The organism is Yimella sp. RIT 621 (assembly GCF_004146205.1).
GTDB classification, from domain to species: Bacteria; Actinomycetota; Actinomycetes; order Actinomycetales; family Dermatophilaceae; genus Yimella; species Yimella lutea.
Map to the genome: position 1 here is coordinate 12878 of NZ_SEIP01000015.1, position 19000 is coordinate 31877.

19 protein-coding genes are annotated in these 19000 nt (G+C 67.0%); 4 read left to right on the forward strand and 15 right to left on the reverse strand.

Annotation, left to right across the window (positions count from 1 at the left end):
- Window positions 1-3: 3 nt before the first annotated feature.
- Entirely contained in the window at window positions 4-1767 is a 1764-nt protein-coding gene (locus EU513_RS13450; RefSeq protein ID WP_168990281.1) for a serine/threonine-protein kinase, read from the reverse strand.
- A gap of 160 nt (window positions 1768-1927) precedes the next feature.
- Between EU513_RS13450 and EU513_RS13455 the strand changes: the two genes are divergently transcribed.
- Both EU513_RS13455 and EU513_RS13460 read left to right on the forward strand, forming a co-directional pair.
- Complete coding sequence (locus tag EU513_RS13455; RefSeq protein ID WP_370447362.1) at window positions 1928-3313, forward strand: MFS transporter; 1386 nt, start codon at window positions 1928-1930, stop codon at window positions 3311-3313.
- Window positions 3314-3457: 144 nt separating this feature from the next.
- On the forward strand, window positions 3458-3817 hold the full coding sequence (locus EU513_RS13460; RefSeq protein WP_129626789.1) for an RNA polymerase-binding protein RbpA: 360 nt from the start codon (window positions 3458-3460) through the stop codon (window positions 3815-3817).
- Window positions 3818-3872: 55 nt separating this feature from the next.
- Here the strand turns inward: EU513_RS13460 and EU513_RS15995 are convergent, their stop codons facing one another.
- The 6 genes from EU513_RS15995 to EU513_RS13485 all read right to left on the reverse strand — a co-directional run bounded on the left by EU513_RS15995 (window position 3873) and on the right by EU513_RS13485 (window position 8261).
- Complete coding sequence (locus EU513_RS15995; protein WP_168990282.1) at window positions 3873-4043, reverse strand: hypothetical protein; 171 nt, start codon at window positions 4041-4043, stop codon at window positions 3873-3875.
- 27 nt (window positions 4044-4070) lie between these two features.
- On the reverse strand, window positions 4071-4394 hold the full coding sequence (locus EU513_RS13465) for a hypothetical protein (protein ID WP_129626791.1): 324 nt from the start codon (window positions 4392-4394) through the stop codon (window positions 4071-4073).
- 88 nt (window positions 4395-4482) lie between these two features.
- Window positions 4483-5004 carry an FxsA family protein gene (locus EU513_RS13470; protein ID WP_129626793.1) on the reverse strand — a complete coding sequence of 174 codons (522 nt, stop codon included), beginning with the start codon at window positions 5002-5004 and terminating at the stop codon, window positions 4483-4485.
- A gap of 5 nt (window positions 5005-5009) precedes the next feature.
- Window positions 5010-5771: a polyprenol monophosphomannose synthase gene (locus tag EU513_RS13475; protein WP_129626795.1), complete on the reverse strand. Its 762-nt coding sequence runs from the start codon at window positions 5769-5771 to the stop codon at window positions 5010-5012.
- Window positions 5764-7431, reverse strand: a complete 1668-nt coding sequence (gene lnt / locus EU513_RS13480) for an apolipoprotein N-acyltransferase (protein ID WP_129626797.1) — start codon at window positions 7429-7431, stop codon at window positions 5764-5766. The genes EU513_RS13475 and lnt overlap by 8 nt, the downstream gene beginning before the upstream one ends.
- Window positions 7432-7817: 386 nt before the next feature.
- A complete protein-coding gene (locus EU513_RS13485) occupies window positions 7818-8261 on the reverse strand; it encodes an Lrp/AsnC family transcriptional regulator (protein WP_129626799.1) in 444 nt (147 codons plus the stop codon).
- Between the two features lie 19 nt (window positions 8262-8280).
- Between EU513_RS13485 and EU513_RS13490 the strand changes: the two genes are divergently transcribed.
- Complete coding sequence (locus tag EU513_RS13490; protein WP_129626801.1) at window positions 8281-9216, forward strand: 5'-3' exonuclease; 936 nt, start codon at window positions 8281-8283, stop codon at window positions 9214-9216.
- Between the two features lie 3 nt (window positions 9217-9219).
- Here the strand turns inward: EU513_RS13490 and EU513_RS16190 are convergent, their stop codons facing one another.
- From EU513_RS16190 to EU513_RS13520, 6 genes are all read right to left on the reverse strand, one after another.
- Entirely contained in the window at window positions 9220-10059 is an 840-nt protein-coding gene (locus EU513_RS16190; RefSeq protein ID WP_129626802.1) for a PH domain-containing protein, read from the reverse strand.
- A 75-nt stretch (window positions 10060-10134) separates the two neighbouring features.
- Window positions 10135-12903 (reverse strand): RNA helicase, encoded by a 2769-nt coding sequence (locus tag EU513_RS13500; RefSeq protein WP_129626804.1) that lies wholly within the window; start codon window positions 12901-12903, stop codon window positions 10135-10137.
- A 26-nt stretch (window positions 12904-12929) separates the two neighbouring features.
- Window positions 12930-13790 carry a twin-arginine translocase subunit TatC gene (gene tatC, locus EU513_RS13505; protein WP_240796061.1) on the reverse strand — a complete coding sequence of 287 codons (861 nt, stop codon included), beginning with the start codon at window positions 13788-13790 and terminating at the stop codon, window positions 12930-12932.
- A 35-nt stretch (window positions 13791-13825) separates the two neighbouring features.
- Window positions 13826-14167 (reverse strand): Sec-independent protein translocase subunit TatA, encoded by a 342-nt coding sequence (gene tatA / locus EU513_RS13510; RefSeq protein ID WP_129626806.1) that lies wholly within the window; start codon window positions 14165-14167, stop codon window positions 13826-13828.
- 94 nt (window positions 14168-14261) lie between these two features.
- Entirely contained in the window at window positions 14262-15224 is a 963-nt protein-coding gene (locus EU513_RS13515) for a YafY family protein (protein ID WP_129626808.1), read from the reverse strand.
- Window positions 15224-16216, reverse strand: coding sequence for a YafY family protein (locus EU513_RS13520; protein WP_129626810.1), 993 nt, complete (start codon window positions 16214-16216; stop codon window positions 15224-15226). The genes EU513_RS13515 and EU513_RS13520 overlap by 1 nt, the downstream gene beginning before the upstream one ends.
- A 41-nt stretch (window positions 16217-16257) precedes the next feature.
- Here EU513_RS13520 and EU513_RS13525 point away from each other — a divergent pair, with 41 nt between their 5' ends.
- Window positions 16258-17346, forward strand: a complete 1089-nt coding sequence (locus EU513_RS13525) for a DUF3866 family protein (protein ID WP_129626812.1) — start codon at window positions 16258-16260, stop codon at window positions 17344-17346.
- A gap of 91 nt (window positions 17347-17437) precedes the next feature.
- On the opposite strand, the gene EU513_RS13530 is transcribed toward EU513_RS13525, so the two are convergent.
- A complete protein-coding gene (locus EU513_RS13530; protein WP_129626814.1) occupies window positions 17438-17857 on the reverse strand; it encodes an FKBP-type peptidyl-prolyl cis-trans isomerase in 420 nt (139 codons plus the stop codon).
- A gap of 35 nt (window positions 17858-17892) precedes the next feature.
- Window positions 17893-18954 carry an FKBP-type peptidyl-prolyl cis-trans isomerase gene (locus tag EU513_RS13535; RefSeq protein WP_168990283.1) on the reverse strand — a complete coding sequence of 354 codons (1062 nt, stop codon included), beginning with the start codon at window positions 18952-18954 and terminating at the stop codon, window positions 17893-17895.
- Window positions 18955-19000: the final 46 nt, after the last annotated feature.

Genomic DNA, 19000 nt, shown 5'->3' on the forward strand with positions numbered 1-19000 from the left:
CGATCAGGACGGCTCCACGTAAGTGGAGATCGCCTCGTCCCGCAAGGTGCCGGAGCTGTTCGAGATGTACAGCATCGACGGCGTGACTTTGTAGACATAGCCGCCGGAGTTGGCTCGCCAGCCGTCGCTTTCACGCACCGGGTTCGCGACTCGAAGGTTGTTCGGCTTCTCAGTCTGGTCAGGTCGCAGCCCGAGGTAGTAACGGCTGCCCGACGGGGCCTCGCAGATAGTCACCAACGAGGAGTCCGAGGAGGCCACGAGTACCGCCCGATCGCCGCCCGAACAGCGCACCTGCGAATGGCTGGTCCAGCCCTGCGAGTCGTACCCCGCACCTGGCGCAATGGTCGGGCTGGTCGGGCTGGTCGGTGTGGACGTCGACGTGTCGGTACTTGTCGATGTCGTGGGTTCCCTGCTCGACGCTTGCGTGCTCGCGGACGTGGTGGTGGTCGAGGAGCCGGTGTGCGTGACCGTCACGGTCGTGATCTTGCCGTCCGGTCGGGTGCTCACCGAGGTACTGGTCGATGTCGGGCTCGACGGCGAGGTCGACAGGCTCGACGTACTGCTCGGACCTGTTGAGCTGGTGGTTCCCGAACTCGGCGACGAGCGATCGGGGGTGTCTGCTCCGAGGGCACCCGTGCCGTCGTCCTGGCCCCAGACCTGCCAGGCCGCGAACGCAGCGACGAGTCCGAGCGCGGCGAGCACAGCCCACAGCGCGGCCGCGGGGCCCAGCTTGCGGCCCGGTCGCTCGGCGGGGGGTGGGTTGGTGGTGCGGGAGTGGGTGCCGGTCGGACGCCGCGGTGTGAAGGCGGGGCCCGAGTGGGGACGGGACGTTCCTGTCGGGGCTCCTCCGGTCAGGGCAGCGGGCGAGCGTTTGGGCAGCTTCGCTGTTGCCGTTCCGGCAGCTGCCACCCCTGCACCGGCCGACCTCGCCGTTTGTCCGGACGCCTCCACGGCTGCCGTGGCGGCACGCCCGAACTCGTGCGCGCTGCCGAACCGCTGGGCCGGATCCTTGGCCATCGCCCGCGCGATGACCTTCTCCAGGGCGGGTGGGACGTCACCCCTGACGGAGGTCAGCCGGCGTGGTGCGTCGTTCAGGTGCGCCTGGATCATCGACGGCACGGACGACCGCGGGAATGGCGGCTCTCCGGCGAGGCACTCGTAGAGCACGCAGCCGAGCGAGTAAATGTCGGTCGCCGGGCCGACAGGCTCGTCCTGGAAACGCTCGGGAGCCATGTAGGCGAAGGATCCGATCGCGGTGCCCGTGGAGGTCAATCGAACCTCGTCACTGCGACTGGCGATACCGAAGTCGGCCAGATAGGCGAAGCCCGAAGGCAACAACAGGATGTTCTCCGGCTTGACGTCGCGGTGCACCAAGCCGTCGGTATGGGCCGCCTCCAGCGCGTCCGCGACCTGTCGGGCCACTTCGACGGCGAAGGTCACGTCCATGTGGTCGGGTCGGCGCAACACCGCACGCAGGTCCTTGCCACGCACCAGGCGCATGTCCATGAACAGAATGTCGTCGATCTCACCGAAGTCGTGGATCGGGATCACGTGCGGTTCCTGCAGGCGCGCAGCGACCCTGGCCTCGCGCTGGAAGCGTTCCCGGTAACTCGCGTCCTTCGCGAGCTCACGCGGCAGCAGTTTCAAGGCGACCTCGCGGTCCTTGACCGTGTCATAGGCGCGGTAGACCTCGCCCATACCGCCACGTCCGATGAGATCGTCGATGCGATATGGGCCGAAGGTCGTTCCGACGCGATCGCCGGCCATCCTCGTGCCCTCCCCCTGTCTGCGGTCCCCTTGGATCCGCGCACCGTCCAACCGTAGCCGCCGCATCCGTTCGACCTCGATCATGGTCCATCACGATTGTGTCCCTGCAGGCTTGGTGCGTCCGACTGCCAGGCGTGCGTGAATGTGTCACAGTTCACTCGTGGATCTGACCAAGCAGGCGCCTGCCGGGACGCAATCGACTCCCGAACAACGCACGCTGCAGCGCAGCTGGTACTGGTACGACTGGGCTTGTTCGGCATTCGTGACGGCGACGATGACGGTGCTGTTCGGCCCGTACGTGACCAGTCTGGCCAACAAGGCGGCGTGTCCGACCCGGCCCACGGACGAGGAATGCTTCAGGAACCTGTCCGTGCTCGGCTTCTCGATCCCGCCGGGCTCGCTGGTGCCCTACACGCTCACCGCGTCCACCATCATCTCCGCTTTCGTGCTGCTGTTCGTCGGCGCACTCGCCGACCGCTCTCCGCGTCCGACCCGGTTGCTGGGCTTCTTCACGCTGATCGGTGGCATCGCCGCCACGGCGATGTTCTTCCTCGAGGGCGACAACTGGCAGCTGGCGATCGTGCTGGTGATCGTCGCGAACACCAGCCTCGGCGCCGCGTTGATCATCTACTCGGCGCTGATGATCCGCATCACTCCCCCGGACGACCGCGACCGGGTCTCGACCGTCGGGTGGGCGATGGGTTACCTCGGCGGCGGCCTCATGCTGGCCGGAGCGCTCGCCTTCCTGCTCATGCACGAGAAACTCGGCGTCTCACTGTCGATGACGGTCCGCATCATCTTCGCTGCCGGCGGCATCTGGTGGCTGCTCTTCGGCATCATCCCGGTCATCGCCCTGCGCAATGTCCCGAGTGCGGCCGATGCATCCGGCAAGCAGCCGATGTTCAGCGGCAGCTTCAAGCAACTGAAGGAAACCTTCAAGGAGTTGCGCGGATACCCCGAGACGATGAAGTTCCTGGTCGCATACCTGTTCTTCAACGACGGCATTCAGACCGTCATCGCTGCGGCAGCGCTGTACGGAGCGTTGGAGCTGAAGTTCGACGAGAACCAGCTGTTCATCACCATTCTGCTGGTGCAGTTCGTCGCGTTCTTCGGCGCGATGCTCTTCGGACGGATGGCTCGCACCCAGGGTTCGCAGAAACTGATCCTGCTCAGCCTGTTCCTGTGGACCGGCGTCGTCTGCGTGGCGTTCTTCATTCCGGAGAGGGCGTTCGGGCTCTGGCTCGTTCTCAGCGTCGGCATCGGCATCGTGATGGGTGGTAGCCAGTCCCTGTCCCGGTCCCTGTTCAGCCACCTGGTCCCCAAGGGTCGGGAGTCGGAGTTCTTCAGCCTCTATCAGGCGATGGAACGCGGCACGAGTTGGTTCGGTACCTTCGTATTCGGTCTGGTCTACCAGTTGTTCCACAGCTACCGTCTGTCGATCGTGGCGTTGGTGATCTTCTTCGTCGTCGGCGGTCTGCTGCTGCGGGCGGTGGACGTCCGCAAGGGGATCAGCGACGTCGGCAACCATGTGCCCCAGGTCATCTAGGGAGAAATTTCGCGGCATTCGGAACAATCCGCGGCCCGCGCCCGTTGGCACCAACAGATACCGCGACGGTCAGATCACCAACACATGACGATCTTGAGTTGATTCGTCGCGGCCACGTGCAGATTCGGTGCAAAGGGGAAAACCATGGCAGAGCGATCATTGCGAGGCACGAACCTTTCGTCGGTCTCCCACGAGAGCGACGAGGGCGTCACCCTCAGCGACCGGCAGCTGACCCGTTACCAGTGCCCGGAAGGACACGTCAGCGAGCTTCCGTTCTCGGTCGAGGCCGACATCCCGTCGTTGTGGGAGTGTCGCTGCGGCGCAGAGGCTGTTCTCGTCGACGGCCCCGAACCGGAACGCAAGCCGGTCAAGCACCAGCGCACCCATTGGGACATGTTGCTGGAGCGTCGCTCGATCCCCGAACTCGAGGAACTGCTCGAAGAGCGCCTCACCCTGCTGCGGGAGTCGCGCGGGGTCAAGCCCCGGCGTAAGCGCACGGCCTGAGCCCATCGAACGATTCGGCCCCGGAACTCACCAGAGTCCCGGGGCCGAATCGTGTTCAGGCGCGGGCGAGCGCGAGTGCGGCCGAACCTTGGATCTCCATCGAGACGGTCAATCGCTCGAGCGAGATGTTGGCCGCAATCGTGTCGTCAGCCGAGTGGTACTCCGGCTCGAGCAGCGCCGGCGTCTCGACGCCCCGCCAGGAGGAGTTGTCGCTATCGACTCCCATCGCTCGAGCCACGCGGCGTCACGTCGCTCATTCGTGCGCGATAGCCCAGACGCTCCCCCGGGCGTCGGGTGCAGCGTGGTGGTGAGTTGCAGCTCGATCGGCGCAGAGCGCTGAAGGTGCGGCAAGGCGTGCTCTGCACCTGGCCGACTCCGACCACAGGGATTGGCGCGGGTAGACCGCGTCCACGCGGGTGGCGATGACGGCGACGGCCCCGCGTACTGCAGCAGCGACGGCCAGCGGCGTGATGTCCTGGGTCACGCTGACCACCCGCATCAGGATCTGACCGGACAGATCCGTCGGCAGATCGGCGGCCACCGACTCGGACGGGGCGATCACGACTGTTCCGCGCACAGTGACGTCCTGGCGGGCACGAGCGGCCGAACCCACTCCCCACGCGAGGGAGGACGGCAGTCGGGGGCTGCTCAGCTCACCTGCCCACTCAGTCGTCGACGATCTCACCCTCGATGACATCGTCCTGCGCCGGACGGCGCCGCGGGCCGGTCATCGGGCCGGCACCGGGTGTCCCGGTCGGACCCGTGGACACCGTCGTCGCCCCGACCATCGTTCCGTCGAGCAGCCGACGTGCCACCGCTGCCTGGAGCAGTGGCCTGGCGAGAGGCCGGGTGAACGGCAGGATGAGGAACAGACCCATGATGTCGGTCAGGAACCCGGGCGCCAACAGAAGTGTGCCGCCGATGAGGATCAGCGCGGCGTCAGTGAGTTCGCGGGCCGGCATGCGGCCGGTCTGCAGTGCAGTGCGCAGCGCCCGCCAAGCGGTACGCCATTGGCTCTTGACCAGCCAGGCACCGATGAGCGACCACAGCACCAGCAGACCGAATGTCTGCCAACCGCCGATGGTGCGTCCCACCTGGATGATCACGATCACCTCGATGACCGGGATCACCAGCAGCATCAGGAACAGGATCCAGCCGATCTTGCCGCGTCCGCGTCGCTGGGCCATGGCGTTCACTTCCTGCCGGCGAGCCGTTTGAGTTGATCGAGTCGGTGCGCGGCGCCCCACTTGCTGACGTTGAGCATCGCTTCGCGCACGATCGACTCGGTCATCTTGGACGCCCCTATCTCGCGTTCCACGAATGTGATCGGCACCTCTGCGACGACCAGGCCGGCACGCACCGCGCGCCAGGTCAGGTCGACCTGGAAACAGTAGCCCTGTGAGGAGACGTCGCCCAGACCGAGCGCACGCAGTGCGCAGGCGCGGTAGACGCGGTAGCCGGCGGTTGCGTCCTTGACCGGCATGCCCAAGGCGAGCCGGATGTACAGATTGCCGCCGCGGCTGATGATCTCGCGGGACTTCGGCCAATTGACGATGGATCCGCCCGGGACCCACCGCGAACCGATGACCAGGTCGGCCTCACCGGCTACCTCGAGCATTCGAGGCAGCATCTCGGGCGGGTGCGAGCCGTCGGCGTCGATCTCGACAAGCGCGTCGTATCCGCGCTCCAGGCCCCAGGCGAAACCGGCGAGGTAGGCCTTGCCGAGACCTTCCTTGCCCGCGCGGTGCAGCACCGTGATGTGATCATCGCTGGCCGCCATGTCATCGGCGAGCTCGCCGGTGCCGTCGGGCGAGTTGTCATCGAGGACGAGCACGTCGGCGTCCGGCACCGCCTTGCGGATCCGCGCCATGATCAACGGCAGGTTGTCCCGCTCGTCGTACGTCGGCAGCAGGACGAGCACGCGCTTCAGCGGCTCGCGGCGGATGTCAGTCACGTGCTTCCTCTTCTGTCTGGGACGGCGTCGTCGTCGACTCGTCCGCCTTGTCGGACGGATCGACGCCCCCGCCCGGTGCGGATGTTCCCGTCCGGCGGACGGTCGCTCGCTCGCCCCGGGTACGGCGCCACGCGATCAGGACCAGCAACCCCGCGATCGCGCCGATCACGTACTCGGGAATTGCACCCCAACGGTCGGCCATCGTCTTGGCAGACCGCAGCGGCAGTTCCCCGGCGAGAACCTTACGGGTGAACAACTCCGAACGGTCGTGCACCACACCGTCCGGCGTGATCAATCCGCTCACGCCCACGGTCGAGATGTGAACCACCGAGCGGCCGTGTTCGACCGCCCGCACCTGTGAGATGGCGAGTTGCTGCTCGGACTCCGCGGTGTAGCCGAAGGTGGCGTTGTTGGTCTGGACGATGAGCAACTGCGCGCCCCGATCCACCGGTGCGCGGGTGACGGCGTCGTAGGCGACCTCGAAACAGATCACCGGACCCACCTTCACGGTGCCGGACCTGGTCGGGATGTCGAACACCCCGACCTGCTTGCCGTGGGCGAACTCGGTGGTCAGCAGGTCGACCTTGTCGGAGAACTGACGAAAGAAACTCCGGTACGGCATGTACTCCGCGAACGGAACCGGGTGTTGCTTGACGTACTGATCGACCAGACCTCGACCGGGCAGGTACAGCATGGAGGTGTTGGAGACCTTCGGGGCGGGCTCCTGCAGCACCGCGCCGACGATGACCGGCACGCCGACGGCACCGACAGCTTGTGCGATCCCGGTTGCCGCGTCGGCGTTGCGGGTCGGGTCGATGTCCGACGAATTCTCCGGCCACACGACGAGTTCGGGTGACGCAATCTTGCCGTCGGCAACCATCCGGGCCGCCTGCTTCGTGGTGGCGACGTGGTTGTCGAGCACGGCGCGGCGCTGCGCGTTGAAGTCGAGTCCGGTTGTCGGCACGTTGCCCTGGACGCCGACGACCTGGAGCGGCTTGCCCTCCGTCGGCACCGGGACAACAAACGCCGATGCGCCGACCAACGCGGTCGCAGCGGTGGGTACGAGGAGCCGCAACAGGCTCAATTGCCCTGTGGCTAATCGGAATACGACGAGCGCCAGCAGAGCACCGAGCAACGCGACGACGAATGTCAGACCTGGTGCTCCGGCTATGGACGCGAACCGCACCAAGGGTGAGTCGGCCGTGGTCCAGGCCAGCCGTGCCCAGGGGAATCCGCCGAACGGCACGTTCGAGCGGAACAACTCCTGCAACACCCACAGGGCCGCAACGGCGCCCGGCCGAACCGCACCCCTGCGCTGGACCACGGCGATCGCCATGCCCATGAACGCGAGGTAGAGGGACTCGGTCACCGACAGCGCGATCCACGGCGTGTCGCCTACGTAGATGCCGCTCCAGTGCAGGGTCGGCAGGAAACAGGCGAGTCCGCCGAGCAGACCCAGCAAGAATCCGCGTCGCGCCGTCGTCCCGATGGTGGACAAGGACATGAGCATCACGCCGACCGGTGCCATCGGCCACCACGCCGTACCGGGGAAGGCGAGCCAGAGCGAGAGCCCACCGAGCACTGCGAGCGCCGACCGCGCCGGGAGTCGACCGGCCGTACGAACGAGTGCCGGTCGAACCGGTGCGGAGGTCGTGGTCACCGAGCAAGCCTAATCTGCGCGGTTGAGCACTGCCGCGGGGCGTGATCCGATTGCGCATCAAATCCGGAAGCCCGAACCACGAGGTGATGCAGATGGGCCCCGGTAACTCATCGTTGGGACCGATCGCAACGCGTGCGAAAGTTATCTACTGGATGACGGGGCCCATCTGGCGTGAGAGCTACGCTACCTGCCGACCATGCACTGTCAAACGCGGCTCTGAACTGCGAAAACGTCTGTTTGTGCTGGTCAGCGGGTCGGTTCTGGGCCGGTGTCGGCAAAAGATTCTCGGAATGATCTTCGGGACGGCGGCGTGTCGCGGGACGACACGCCGAGCAGGTGACGGATGGCACGCCATTGACGAGGCGCAGCGACGATCGCCCGGTCGTTCAGTCACCGAAGGGACTGCGGTCCTCCCACGCCGTGCTCAGCACAACTGTCGTCCGTGTGGTGACGGCGGCGGCAGAACGGATCGTGGCGAGGAGATCCTCGAGCTCGCGCGGACTGGCTACCCGCACCTTCAGAACGTAGTTCTCCTCCCCCGCGACCGAGTAACAGGCCACGATCTGATGCAGGCCACGCAGCCGGTCGGGGATGTCGTCGGGCGCGGACGCGTCGAACGGCGCGATCGAGATCAGCGCGGTGAGTGGCAGTCCGGCAGCTTCGTGGTCGACGACGGCGCGGAACCCCTTGATCACCCCCCGCTCCTGCAGGCGGCGCACCCGCTGGTGTACCGCGCTGACCGAGAGCCCCGTGTCGCGGGCCAGGTCGGTGAAGCTCAGCCGACCGTCGGACGCCAGAAGTGTGACGATGCGGCGGTCCAGGTCTTCCATGCCTCTACGGTATTGCAGCATGGAGCCCACCCGACGCCTGTTGCTGCTCGACTCCGCCTCGCTGTATTTCCGCGCGTTCTTCGGAGTGCCCGACCGGCGCTCCCCCGCCGGTGTGCCGATCAACGCGGTGACCGGATTCCTGGACATGATCGCCACCCTGGTCGATCGGGAGAAGCCGACGGACCTCGTTTGTTGCTGGGACAACGACTGGCGTCCGGCGTTCCGGGTCGATGCGATCCCGTCCTACAAGAGTCACCGCCTCACCGAGGGCAGCGATGTCCAGGAGGAGTCACCGGAAAATCTGACGCCGCAGGTACCCGTCATCCGCGACGTCCTGGCAGCAATCGGATTGTGCCGCCTCGGGATCGACGGGTACGAGGCCGACGATGTGATCGGGACCTTGGTGCAGACCCATCTCGGCCGGATGCCTGTCGACGTCGTCACCGGCGACCGCGACCTGTTCCAGTTGGTCGACGACGCCCAGGACGTCCGCGTCCTGTACACCGCCAAAGGTGGTGTGCGGCAACCGGATCTGATCAATCAGTCGTTCCTGCAACAGGCGTACGGCGTGGGAACCGGAGCGGGCTATGCCGACATGGCGGTGCTGCGCGGAGACACCAGTGACGGTCTGCCCGGAGTGCCGGGCGTCGGCGAGAAGACCGCAGCTCAGCTCATCGCACGCTACGGCGATCTTGCCGGGCTCCGCGCGGCGATCGACAGCGGTGACCCCGAGATCAAGGGTGCCCGTCGAGCCAAGCTCGAGGCATCGGCGGCCTACCTCGATGTCGCGCCCGGCGTGGTGAACGTCGTGCGCGACATCGTGCTGCCGTCCGACATCGACACGAAGCTGCCGAAGCAGGTCGCCGATCCCGAACGACTGGACGCGCTGATCGAGGAGTTCGCAATCGGCAGTTCGGTCGCGCGCGTCACGAAGGCCCTCGGCCTGGACGACTGAGGCTCAGTAGCGCTGGGGCGGGTCGTCCTGGCGCGGCAGCGGACGTGTCTGGTCGGGGCCGGCGCCGTCGCGGGGGTCGACCGGGGGCTGATTGTCATACGGCCGGTCACCCGAGGCACGGTAGGAGTCGCGCTCGTGACCCTGCTGGTCGTACCCGCGCTCGTCGTAGCCCCGCTGGTCGCGGCCTCGGTCGTCGTAGCCACGGTCGTAGTCGCGGTCCGAGCGGGCGCGCTCGTCGTACTCCCGGTCGTACGGCGCGGCCGAACGACCCCGATCGCGCGGGTCGTCCAAGCGGTCCTGACGGCGGTCGTTGCCACGTCCGGTGGCGGGCACCGAGTCCGGACGATCCTGGCCGTCGCCGAAGTGGGCGAACAGCAGTTCGTTGATCTTGACCTGCACCGACTCGACGTGGGGAATGTCGTCCAGACGCAGCTGCGGCTGGTCGGAGGCGTCGGAGATCAACAGCGTGCCGCAGCCGAGCATGCGGTCCGAGACGCCCTTCTCGTACTGCACGTCGTTGATGCGGTAGAGCGGGATGTCGCGACCGGACTTGGCCATGATTCCGGTGCGGGTGATCAGACGGCGGTTGGTGAGCACGAACACCGTGTTGCGCCACTTCCAGATCGGAATGAGGCCCCAGACGATCGCGACGATCGCACAGAGTAGGAGCACGGCCACGAGAGTCCACGGGCGTCCGTCATCCGGCAGGAACATGTAGGCCAGCACCGCGAGCACGATCATCGACAGAATGACCAGCAACGGGCCGATGATCCTCTTGGCGTGCGTACGGAACTCGAGTTCGACGTGTTCGCCCTGCGTCAGGTGCTTGTTGGAGAAGGCCATGTCGAGCATCCTGCCAGAGCCGGCCCCCCGATCCGGTCGCACACGCGGCGCCGGTGCGGACGGATCGGTGTGCGGTCAGTCCAGGCGGTCGGCAGCGACCACACCGCGCAACAACAGGTTGACGGCACGCTTGGCGTTCGCAGCCACGGACGGGTAGTCCTCCAGGTCGGCCAGTTGATCGAGCAGGTCGATCAACTGCTTGCAGCGGCGCACGAAATCGCCTGCGGTCAGGTCGGATCCGCGCAGGACGGTCTCGAGGCGTTGCCCGGCGGCCCAGCGGTGGATCGACCACACGATGGACGCGTCCGGCTCGCCCGGAGGCTGCAACTGGTGCCTCTTGGACAGTTCCAGCAGGCCCTCCCAGACGTCATTCTGCCGCTCGACCGCATCGGCCACCTCACGGTTCGGCATCTTCGGATCGGGATCCGGACCGTCCTTGCTGCGCGACTGGTGGATGATCGCGGACACCGCAGCGGCCAGCGACGCCGGGTCGAGCCCCTTCCACACGTCCTGACGCAGACATTCGGCGACCAACAGGTCCTTCTCGGCGTAGATCCGCTGCAGCGTTCGTCCGTCGGAGGTGACCGACTGACCGTCCGGTGACAGGAACCCGAGTTCGCTGAGCTGGTCGCAGACCCGCTCGAAGGTGCGGGCGACGCTGTGAGTGCGTCCGTCGACCATTTTTTGGAGTCCGTCGGTCTCGCGACGCAGCTTCCACCAGCGCTCGGCCCAGCGGGCGTGTTGCTCGCGGTACGGGCAGTCGTGGCAGGGGTGCTGCCGGATGCGTTCGCGCAACTCCCCCACCTTGCCGTCGAGCCGGCGCAGTTCCTCGGTGTCCGGCGCGTCCACGTCACCCGCACGGGCGTCGCGCATCTTGATCCGCAGCGTCGAGGCGAGATCGGAGCGTGCCCTACGGTCGCGGTGGTTGAAACGCTTCGGCACCGGCAGCGAACCGAGCGTGGGCACCGGGCCGCGGACGTCCGACTCGTCCAGGCGCTTGGTGCGTCCGTCCTCGGTCAGGACGAAGGGTTGCGCGAGACCACGTCGAGGCGCGTCCATCGACAGCACGAGAGCAAGGCTCTCGCGTCGTCCGAGCGGCACACGGACGACGTCGCCGACCGACAGTTTGGACAAGGAGACGGCTGCCGCTGCCGTGTTCGCGGCGGACGTGCGGCGGCTCAGCTGCTTCTCCACATCGGACAGTTCGCGGCGCAGCGCGGCGTACTGCTCGAAGTCGCCCAAGTGGCAGCGCATCGCTTCTGCGTAACCCTCCAGACCCTCCTGGTTCTTCTTGATCGAGCGCGCATGGCCGACGACGGATCGGTCGGCCTGGAACTGCGCGAACGACGATTCCAGTGTCTGCCGGGCGGGGCCGCGACCAAGCCGGTCGACGAGGTTGACCGCCATGTTGGACGTCGGGACGAAGCTGGAGTTGAGCGGGTAGGTGCGCGTACTGGCAAGTCCCGCAACGGACTCCGGGTCGGTGTCTCGGCCGGACAGGACGACGGCGTGGCCTTCGAAGTCGATTCCCCGGCGTCCGGCGCGACCGGTGAGCTGGGTGTATTCGGCCGGGGTGACGGGTGCGTGTGCCTCGCCGTTGAACTTCACCAACTTCTCCAGCACGACCGTGCGAGCGGGCATGTTGATACCGAGCGCGAGCGTCTCGGTGGCGAAGACCGCCTGGATGCGTCCGGCGGCGAACAGTTCCTCGACGATCTTGCGGAAGGTCGGCAACATGCCCGCGTGGTGAGCGGCGAAACCGCGGGTGAGCCCCTCGACGAAGTCGTAATAACCGAGGATCGCGAGGTCCTCCTCCGGCAGGGTGGCGATTCGTTCCTCGACCATCCGTCGGATGCGCTCGCCCTCCTGCGGCGGGATGAGCCTGATGCCCCACGCCAGGAGTTGCGAGACAGCGGAGTCGCAGCCGATCCGGCTGAAGATGAAGGTGATCGCCGGGAGCAGACCCTCCTTGTCGAGGGCTTCGATCACCTCGGCCCGACTGGGTCCACGCGATGGTCGCCCACCGCGAACCGGACCCGAGGGTCCCTTGCCCGGACGCCCGCGCCGTCCACGTGGGGCACCCGCGTCCATCCGTACCCCGCGCGGGTTGTCACGTTGCTGGAGCGCGGAGATGCGTTGCCGCACTTCGGGATTGACGCGCTTCTCACCGCCCGACTCGGCGAAGAGGTCGACGATGCGGTTGCCGATCATCATGTGCTGCCACAGCGGTACCGGACGATGCTCCTCGACGATGACCTCGGTGTCGCCACGGACGGTGCGTAGCCATTCACCGAACTCCTCGGCGTTGCTGACGGTCGCTGACAGCGAAACGACCTGCACCTGCTGCGGGAGCTGGATGATGACTTCCTCCCAGACCGCGCCGCGGAACCGGTCGGCGAGGTAGTGCACCTCGTCCATCACCACGAAGCCGAGGCCGGACAGGGTGTCGGAACCCGCGTACAGCATGTTGCGCAGCACCTCGGTGGTCATCACCACGATCGGCGCTTCGCCGTTGATCGAGGAGTCACCGGTCAGCAGGCCGACCTTGTCGCTGCCGTGTCGTTCCACCAGATCGGCGTACTTCTGGTTCGACAGAGCCTTGATCGGCGTCGTGTAGAAGGTCTTCAGGCCGGTGTGCAGGGCCAGATGCGCGGCGAACTCGCCCACGATGGTCTTGCCAGCGCCGGTGGGTGCAGCGACCAACACACCCTGTCCGCTCTGCACCGCTTCACATCCGGCGCGTTGGAAATCGTCGAGCGGAAAGTCGTAACCCTCGGCGAACCGTTCGAGGTGCGTGCTGTCGAAGGTGCGGCGGGAAGGGCTCGGCGCGGACGGAACGGGCATGTCCGCAGACTAGTTCGGCGCTCCGCTCAGATGGTGGAGGCGTGGTCGTCCGACACGTCCAGCCACTCCGGACGCTTCTTCTGACGCCGCTTGTCGAGGATGGCGGCGATGCCGACGGCGAGGTAGAAGAGCCCGACCATCGGGAAGGCGAGTGCGAGCATCGACCAGGCGTCCGGACTGGGACTCATGATCGCGGCGAAGACGAAGATCATCATGACCGCGACCCGCCAGCCCTTGAGCATGACCTTCGCCGGCAGCACACCGACGGCGTTCAACGCGACGAGGAAGACCGGGAGCAGGAAGGCCAGACCGAACACCAGGATGAAACGGGTGACGAACGTGATGTACGCACTGCCGTCCTGGTAGTTGACGGCGTCGCCGGGTGTCACGCCGAGCAGGAACTTCACCGCGTTCGGCAGCACCCAGGTGGCGACCCAGCAACCCGCGGCGAACAGCGGCACGGCCGACCCGAGGAAGACCATCGACAGCCGCTTCTCCTTGCGGGTCAGGCCGGGAGCGAGGAAGGCCCAGATCTGCCACAGCCACACCGGGCTGGACAGGATCAGCCCCACCCACATGGCGATCTTCAGCTTGATCTCGAACGCGCTGGTGACGCCCTGCCCACCGAAGTTGAGGTTGATCAGGCTGGGATCGGGGCGCCCGGCGGCCACCTGGGTCAACGGCCGTTTCAGCCACTGGAAGATGCCTTCGTTCTTCAAGGTCACCCCACCCAGGCGTACATCGACAGGGTCGAACAGGATCCAACCCACCACCGCGCCGACCACGAGCGCAAGCACCGCCACCAGGGCACGCCGACGGAATTCGCGGAAGTGTTCGCCCAAGGACATCCGGGCCTCCGGATTGTCCTTACGACGCAGCAGTGCCATCGAGGTCGTCGAGTTCGGGAAGCGGGTTCAGCGCGTCAGTTGGACGCGGTGCCGTTCTGGCTGTCGCGCTGCGGGAAGCCGTCCGGGTGACCGGCCTGCGGCTGAGTGCCAGCAGCGTGCGATCCACCGGAGTTGTGGGTCTGGTTCCTCAGCCGCTCCTCGGAGTCCTGGACCGATTCGTCGCGGACGGTCTCGCCGTTGACCGTCTGCTTCGAGGCCGACGACTCGGCCTTCATCTCATCGACCTCGCTCTTGAGGATGCGGGCCGAGCGACCCAGCGAGCGGGCGGCGTCCGGAAGCCTCTTCCAGCCGAACACGACGACGACGACCAGGACCAGGATGAGCAGGTGCCAGGGCTGGAACGCGCCTCGGAACATGTCGGTTTCCCTCCAGGGAGTGTGTGGGCACGCTTCGGACGTGCCCATCTCGGGACGGCGCCAACTCTACGCGACGGTGGCGCCGCTCACCCTCTCACCCGCCGTACGCGGCAAGTGCTTCGCGAGCACCCCGGTCGACGGACTCCCGCAGCTGCGCCGGCTCGACCACGCGAGCCGCTCCGCCGAGCCGCCAGACCAGTTGGCGTACCCAGTGCATGTCGGTGGTGCGCAGCGTGGTGGTGAGGGTGCCGTCGTCCGCGCGGTCCACTGCGTCGACCGGGTAGTAGTCGACCACCCAGGACGCCTGCGGTTGCAGTTCGAGGGTCACCGGGACCGCGTCCGAACCAGGCGAGAAAACCGAATCACCGAGCTGACGCGGCTGTGCCTGCGCCGGCGGGGTGCCGTCCTGGTCGAGCACCTCCAGGGTCTCGATGCGGTCGAGCCGGAACATTCGCACATCCTCGGCCCGGTGACACCAGCCCTCGAGGTACCAGTGGTCGTCCATCAACACCACGCGCATCGGGTCGACGTCCCGCTCGGTGCTCTCGTCGCGGGCAGCGACCAGGTAGCGCAACCGCAGCCGGCGCTTGTCCGCGATCGCCTGCCGGGCGTCGGCCAGCCACGCAGTCTGCGAGCTGTCGCCGGTGGTGATCCGCACCCGCTCGGACGCGGCCGACACGTCGCCGGCAGCGTCGATCAGTTTGGCAAGGGCGCGGTCGATCGCGTCCCGCGCCCCCAGTCCTGGCACCGCGGCCAGCGTGCGTAGGCCGACGATCAGCGCGAGCGCCTCGTCGACCCCGAGCCTCAGCGGTCGCGCGATCGTGTCGGCGTTTCCGACGAACACCTTTCCGCTGTCCCATTCGGCCTCGATGAGGTCGTCGGGCATGTGACCAGGCGTGCCGCAGACGAAGAGCAGGTTCAGGTCGGCTTCGACCTGCTCGGGTGTCACGTCCAGTTCGCGGGCGGCCTGCTCGATGTCGATGCCCTGCCGGTGCATGAGCCACGGCACCATCGTCAGCAGTCGGGACAGGCGGGTCGTCGCACTCTCGGCGGCCATCAGCGCTCCTGGTCGGTGGTTCGGTCGGGCTCGAGGATCGCTCGGAGTCGTCGGATGACGGCGTCTCGCAGATCGGCGGGTTGAATGACCCGGACGGCAGGGCCGTAGCCGACGATCTGTTCGGCGAAGATCTCGGTGTCGGTGTAGTCGATGTCGATCTGGGTCCACGTGTCGTCGACCTCGCCGGCGGTCCGCGCCCGGCGGCGCAACGCGTTGCCGCTGCCGGTGCGGACGTGCAGGATCGCCGGCTGCGGCTCCCGCTCGACCTCGCTGCCCTGGATCATCGCGATCGGGTCGTGGTCGGCGGGCACCTCGTAGGCATCAGGCTTTCCCACGGTCTTCACCGCACCGTCGACCCGACCGAGCCGGAAGACCCGGGGCGCCTCGCGGTCGAGATCGAAGCCGGCGACATACCAGCGGCCGTGCCAGTTGGTGACCGTCCACGGTTGCAGCCTGCGTCGTCCGACGGTGCCGTCGGGTTTGCGATAGCCGAAGTCGACCTGGCGGCGGGCCAGCGCGGCGTCCTTCATCGCCGGGAAAGCAGGCTCCGCGGTGCGCACACGCGGCTCCAGGCCGACGAGCGTGCCCTCGTCACGCTTGACGTCGGCCGCCTCGAGCTTGCGCAGCGCACTCGCCGCGGGCCCGGCCAGACTGGCCTGCTGCCAGGTGCGGCTGGCCAGTCCGAGGACGGCGAGTTCGTCGGGTTCGAAGTGGATGTCGGGAAGGGCGTACTCGCGGCGGTCGATCCGGTAGCCGGTCTCGTCGTCGAACAGTGGGTCGACGACCTCGATCCGCAGCGGGATGCCGAGGTCACGCAGTTCGTCCTTGTCGCGCTCGAACATGCGGTCGAATGCCTCGTCGCTGCTCGCGGACCCGTACTGGGGCACCGCCTGGCGGATGCGCTGCTTGGACAACGGCTGCCGGGTGTACAGCAGGCAGATCACCAGGTTGAGCAACCGCTCGGTCTTGGCGGCAGGAGTCGGGGCGCTCATGCGTCCGACGCTATCGGATCGGATCGCACTAGTGTACGAGCGTGATCACGTGGCGAAGTGGTGTCGTCGTCGGGCTGGGCTCCCGTTGGTCGAGCGCGCAACAACTGACCGTGCAGCTGCCGGACGACGGGGTCGAGGTCGCTGCGCTCGCATACATCGACCTGGTCGGTGATCCCGCCGTGGGTGACCGGGTCCTGCTGAACACGAACGCCGTCGACCGCCGACTCGGGACGGGCGGCGTCGCCCTGGTGGTCGCACTCCCCGACCGTCTGCCGCCGGTGCCGGCAGCCGGCGACGGCCACATCATGAAGGCGCGTTACACGCCCCTGCAGACGATGGTTCTCGGCGTTGACGAGCAGGAGAGCCCGCACCACGAACTGCTGCGTGACGCAGACGACCTGGGCGGAGTACCGGTCATCACTGCCGACCTTCACTCCGCCGTTCCCGCGGTTGTCGCCGGCCTACGAGAGTCTCGACCTCAACTCGACGTTGCATATGTGATGACGGACGGCGGCGCTCTTCCGGCTGCATTCTCTCGGGCGATCAGCGGCCTGCGCGACGCCGGTTGGCTTTCCGGCGTGGTGACCGTCGGGCAGGCGTTCGGCGGCGATCTCGAGGCAGTCAATGTGCACACCGGGCTGCTCGCCGCCCGGCATGTGCTCGGCGCCGACGTGGTGGTCGTGGCTCAAGGACCGGGCAACCTCGGCACCGGCACCCGCTGGGGCTTTTCCGGCACATCTGCGGGTGAGGCACTGAACGCCGCGTACACGCTCGGCGGTCGTCCGATCGCGTCGCTGCGGGTCTCCGAGGGCGATGCTCGCGAGAGGCACCACGGCATCTCCCACCACAGCCGCACGGCATACACGCGCGTTGCGCTCGTGCCGGCGGATCTGCCCGTGCCGGTGATCGGCGACGATTTCGGGGCGAAGGTCTCGCGTCAGGCCGACGACCTCGTCCGGGAGTCCGACGGACGGCTACGCCGTATCGACGTCCCGGTGCAGGGATTGCGCGAGGCACTCGACTCGAGCCCGGTCGCGATGCGCACGATGGGACGCGGAATGGACGACGACGCGGCGTCCTTCCTCGCGGCTGCTGCCGCGGGACGGTACGCCGCTTCTCTACTGACCTGATCACGACAAATCCGCGTGAGTTTCGGCCCTTCGCCGGGCTGGGCGAAGGGCCGAAACTCACGCGGATTCTTGGGGACTGTGCCCGCGGATCTCAGCGCAGACCGAAGGCGCTTCCCGCGCCGGGCTTGCTCGCCGCGACGAGATCGACCACGAAGATCAGGGTCTCGTTCGGTCCGATCGCGCCGCCGGCACCGCGAGCGCCGTAGCCGAGCTCCGGCGGGATGGTCAGCTTGCGGCGGCCGCCCGGCTTCATGCCGACGATGCCCTGGTCCCAACCCTGAATGACCTGACCGACTCCCACCTGGAAGTCCAGCGGTGCGCCGCGGTTCCAGGATGCGTCGAACTCCTCGCCGGTCGACCAAGCGACGCCGACGTAGTGCGCCTTCACCATGTCGCCGGCTTCGGCGGTACGGCCCTCACCTTCGGTGATGTCCTCGATGAGGAGTTCGGCCGGCGGGTTGTCACCCGGGAAGTCGATCTCGGGCTTGGTGGTGTTCGGGTCGAACGGCATGACTGTTCTCCTGACGTGGAAAGGGATGGGTGGGGTCAGAGTGCGGCGAGGATGTCGACCACGAACACCAGTGTGTCGGTGCCCTTGATGCCGGCCGCCGGCTGACCCTGCGCGCCGTAGCCTTCGGCGGGCGGCAGAACCAGCAGCACACGGCTGCCGACCGGTTTGCCGACCAGGCCCTTGACGAACCCGGGAAGCAGACCCTGCGGGTTGGTCGCCGACGCGGTCTGCAGCGGGAAGTCGGCAGGCGCGCCGCCGTTCTTCGCCGAACTGTCGAAGACCTTGCCCGTGCCCCAGACGACTCCGGTGTAGCGAACCTTGACGGTCTGACCTTCGACGACCTTGCGGCCCTTGCCGGTGATGAGGTCCTGTGAGACGAGCGACTTCGGTGCGGCGGCGACCTTGCCACCGGACTTCGGCATGGTGATCGTCGCCGGCTTCTTGCTCTGGTTGCCGTCGCTGACCGCAACCGCAGGCAGCTCCTTCTTCGGGGCGACGGTCGTGCCCGCGGGCTTGTCGAGCACGGCGGACGCACCGGTGATCGTCATCCGGAAGATCAGCGTGTCGTTGGCGGTGATCCCGAGTTGCTGGCTGCCCTGTGCACCGAAACCATCGGCCGGCGGGATCGCGACGTCCATCACGGTACCCACCGGCTTGCCGGTCAGGGCTTTGACGAAGCCCGGGAACTGGGATTTGTCGTTGAGGACGACGGCGACGTCGTCCTTCCCGTAGGTGCTGAGCAGTTCCTTGCCGTTGGTGCCGTTGACCGCCAGATAGTTCACATAGGCGATGTCGGTGGCCTTCACCGCCGCACCGCTGCCCTTCTTCACCACACGTGCGGTCGTCTGGTTGGCCTGGAACGGCTTGGTGGCGAGCGTCAGCTTGGGCGCCTTCGGGTTCTTCTCGTCGACCTTGATCGCCGTCATCGGCGTCACTTTGTCGGGCGAGACCGTCAGCGGCTTGGCGGCGCTGCTGGTCGCTGCGCTGGACGACGTCGGCGAACTGCTCTTGTTAGAGGCCGAGTCGTCGCCGCACCCTGCGAGAACGAAGGTGGTGGAAAGGACGCCCACGGTGAGCAGGCGGGTGTTACGGCGCACGCGAAAATACCTCGTGTTGTCGGCTGTCGGACGGTCCACCATAACC

Excerpts from the sequence above, each read along its gene's own strand:
- EU513_RS13450 (WP_168990281.1), bottom strand. The coding sequence starts at position 1,767 with ATGGCCGGCGATCGCGTCGGAACGACCTTCGGCCCATATCGCATCGAC.
- EU513_RS13460 (WP_129626789.1), top strand. The coding sequence starts at position 3,458 with ATGGCAGAGCGATCATTGCGAGGCACGAACCTTTCGTCGGTCTCCCAC.
- EU513_RS15995 (WP_168990282.1), bottom strand. The coding sequence starts at position 4,043 with ATGGGAGTCGATAGCGACAACTCCTCCTGGCGGGGCGTCGAGACGCCG.
- EU513_RS13470 (WP_129626793.1), bottom strand. The coding sequence starts at position 5,004 with ATGGCCCAGCGACGCGGACGCGGCAAGATCGGCTGGATCCTGTTCCTG.
- EU513_RS13485 (WP_129626799.1), bottom strand. The coding sequence starts at position 8,261 with ATGGAAGACCTGGACCGCCGCATCGTCACACTTCTGGCGTCCGACGGT.
- EU513_RS13490 (WP_129626801.1), top strand. The coding sequence starts at position 8,281 with ATGGAGCCCACCCGACGCCTGTTGCTGCTCGACTCCGCCTCGCTGTAT.
- EU513_RS16190 (WP_129626802.1), bottom strand. The coding sequence starts at position 10,059 with ATGGCCTTCTCCAACAAGCACCTGACGCAGGGCGAACACGTCGAACTC.
- EU513_RS13500 (WP_129626804.1), bottom strand. The coding sequence starts at position 12,903 with ATGCCCGTTCCGTCCGCGCCGAGCCCTTCCCGCCGCACCTTCGACAGC.
- tatC (WP_240796061.1), bottom strand. The coding sequence starts at position 13,790 with ATGGCACTGCTGCGTCGTAAGGACAATCCGGAGGCCCGGATGTCCTTG.
- tatA (WP_129626806.1), bottom strand. The coding sequence starts at position 14,167 with ATGTTCCGAGGCGCGTTCCAGCCCTGGCACCTGCTCATCCTGGTCCTG.
- EU513_RS13515 (WP_129626808.1), bottom strand. The coding sequence starts at position 15,224 with ATGGCCGCCGAGAGTGCGACGACCCGCCTGTCCCGACTGCTGACGATG.
- EU513_RS13520 (WP_129626810.1), bottom strand. The coding sequence starts at position 16,216 with ATGAGCGCCCCGACTCCTGCCGCCAAGACCGAGCGGTTGCTCAACCTG.
- EU513_RS13530 (WP_129626814.1), bottom strand. The coding sequence starts at position 17,857 with ATGCCGTTCGACCCGAACACCACCAAGCCCGAGATCGACTTCCCGGGT.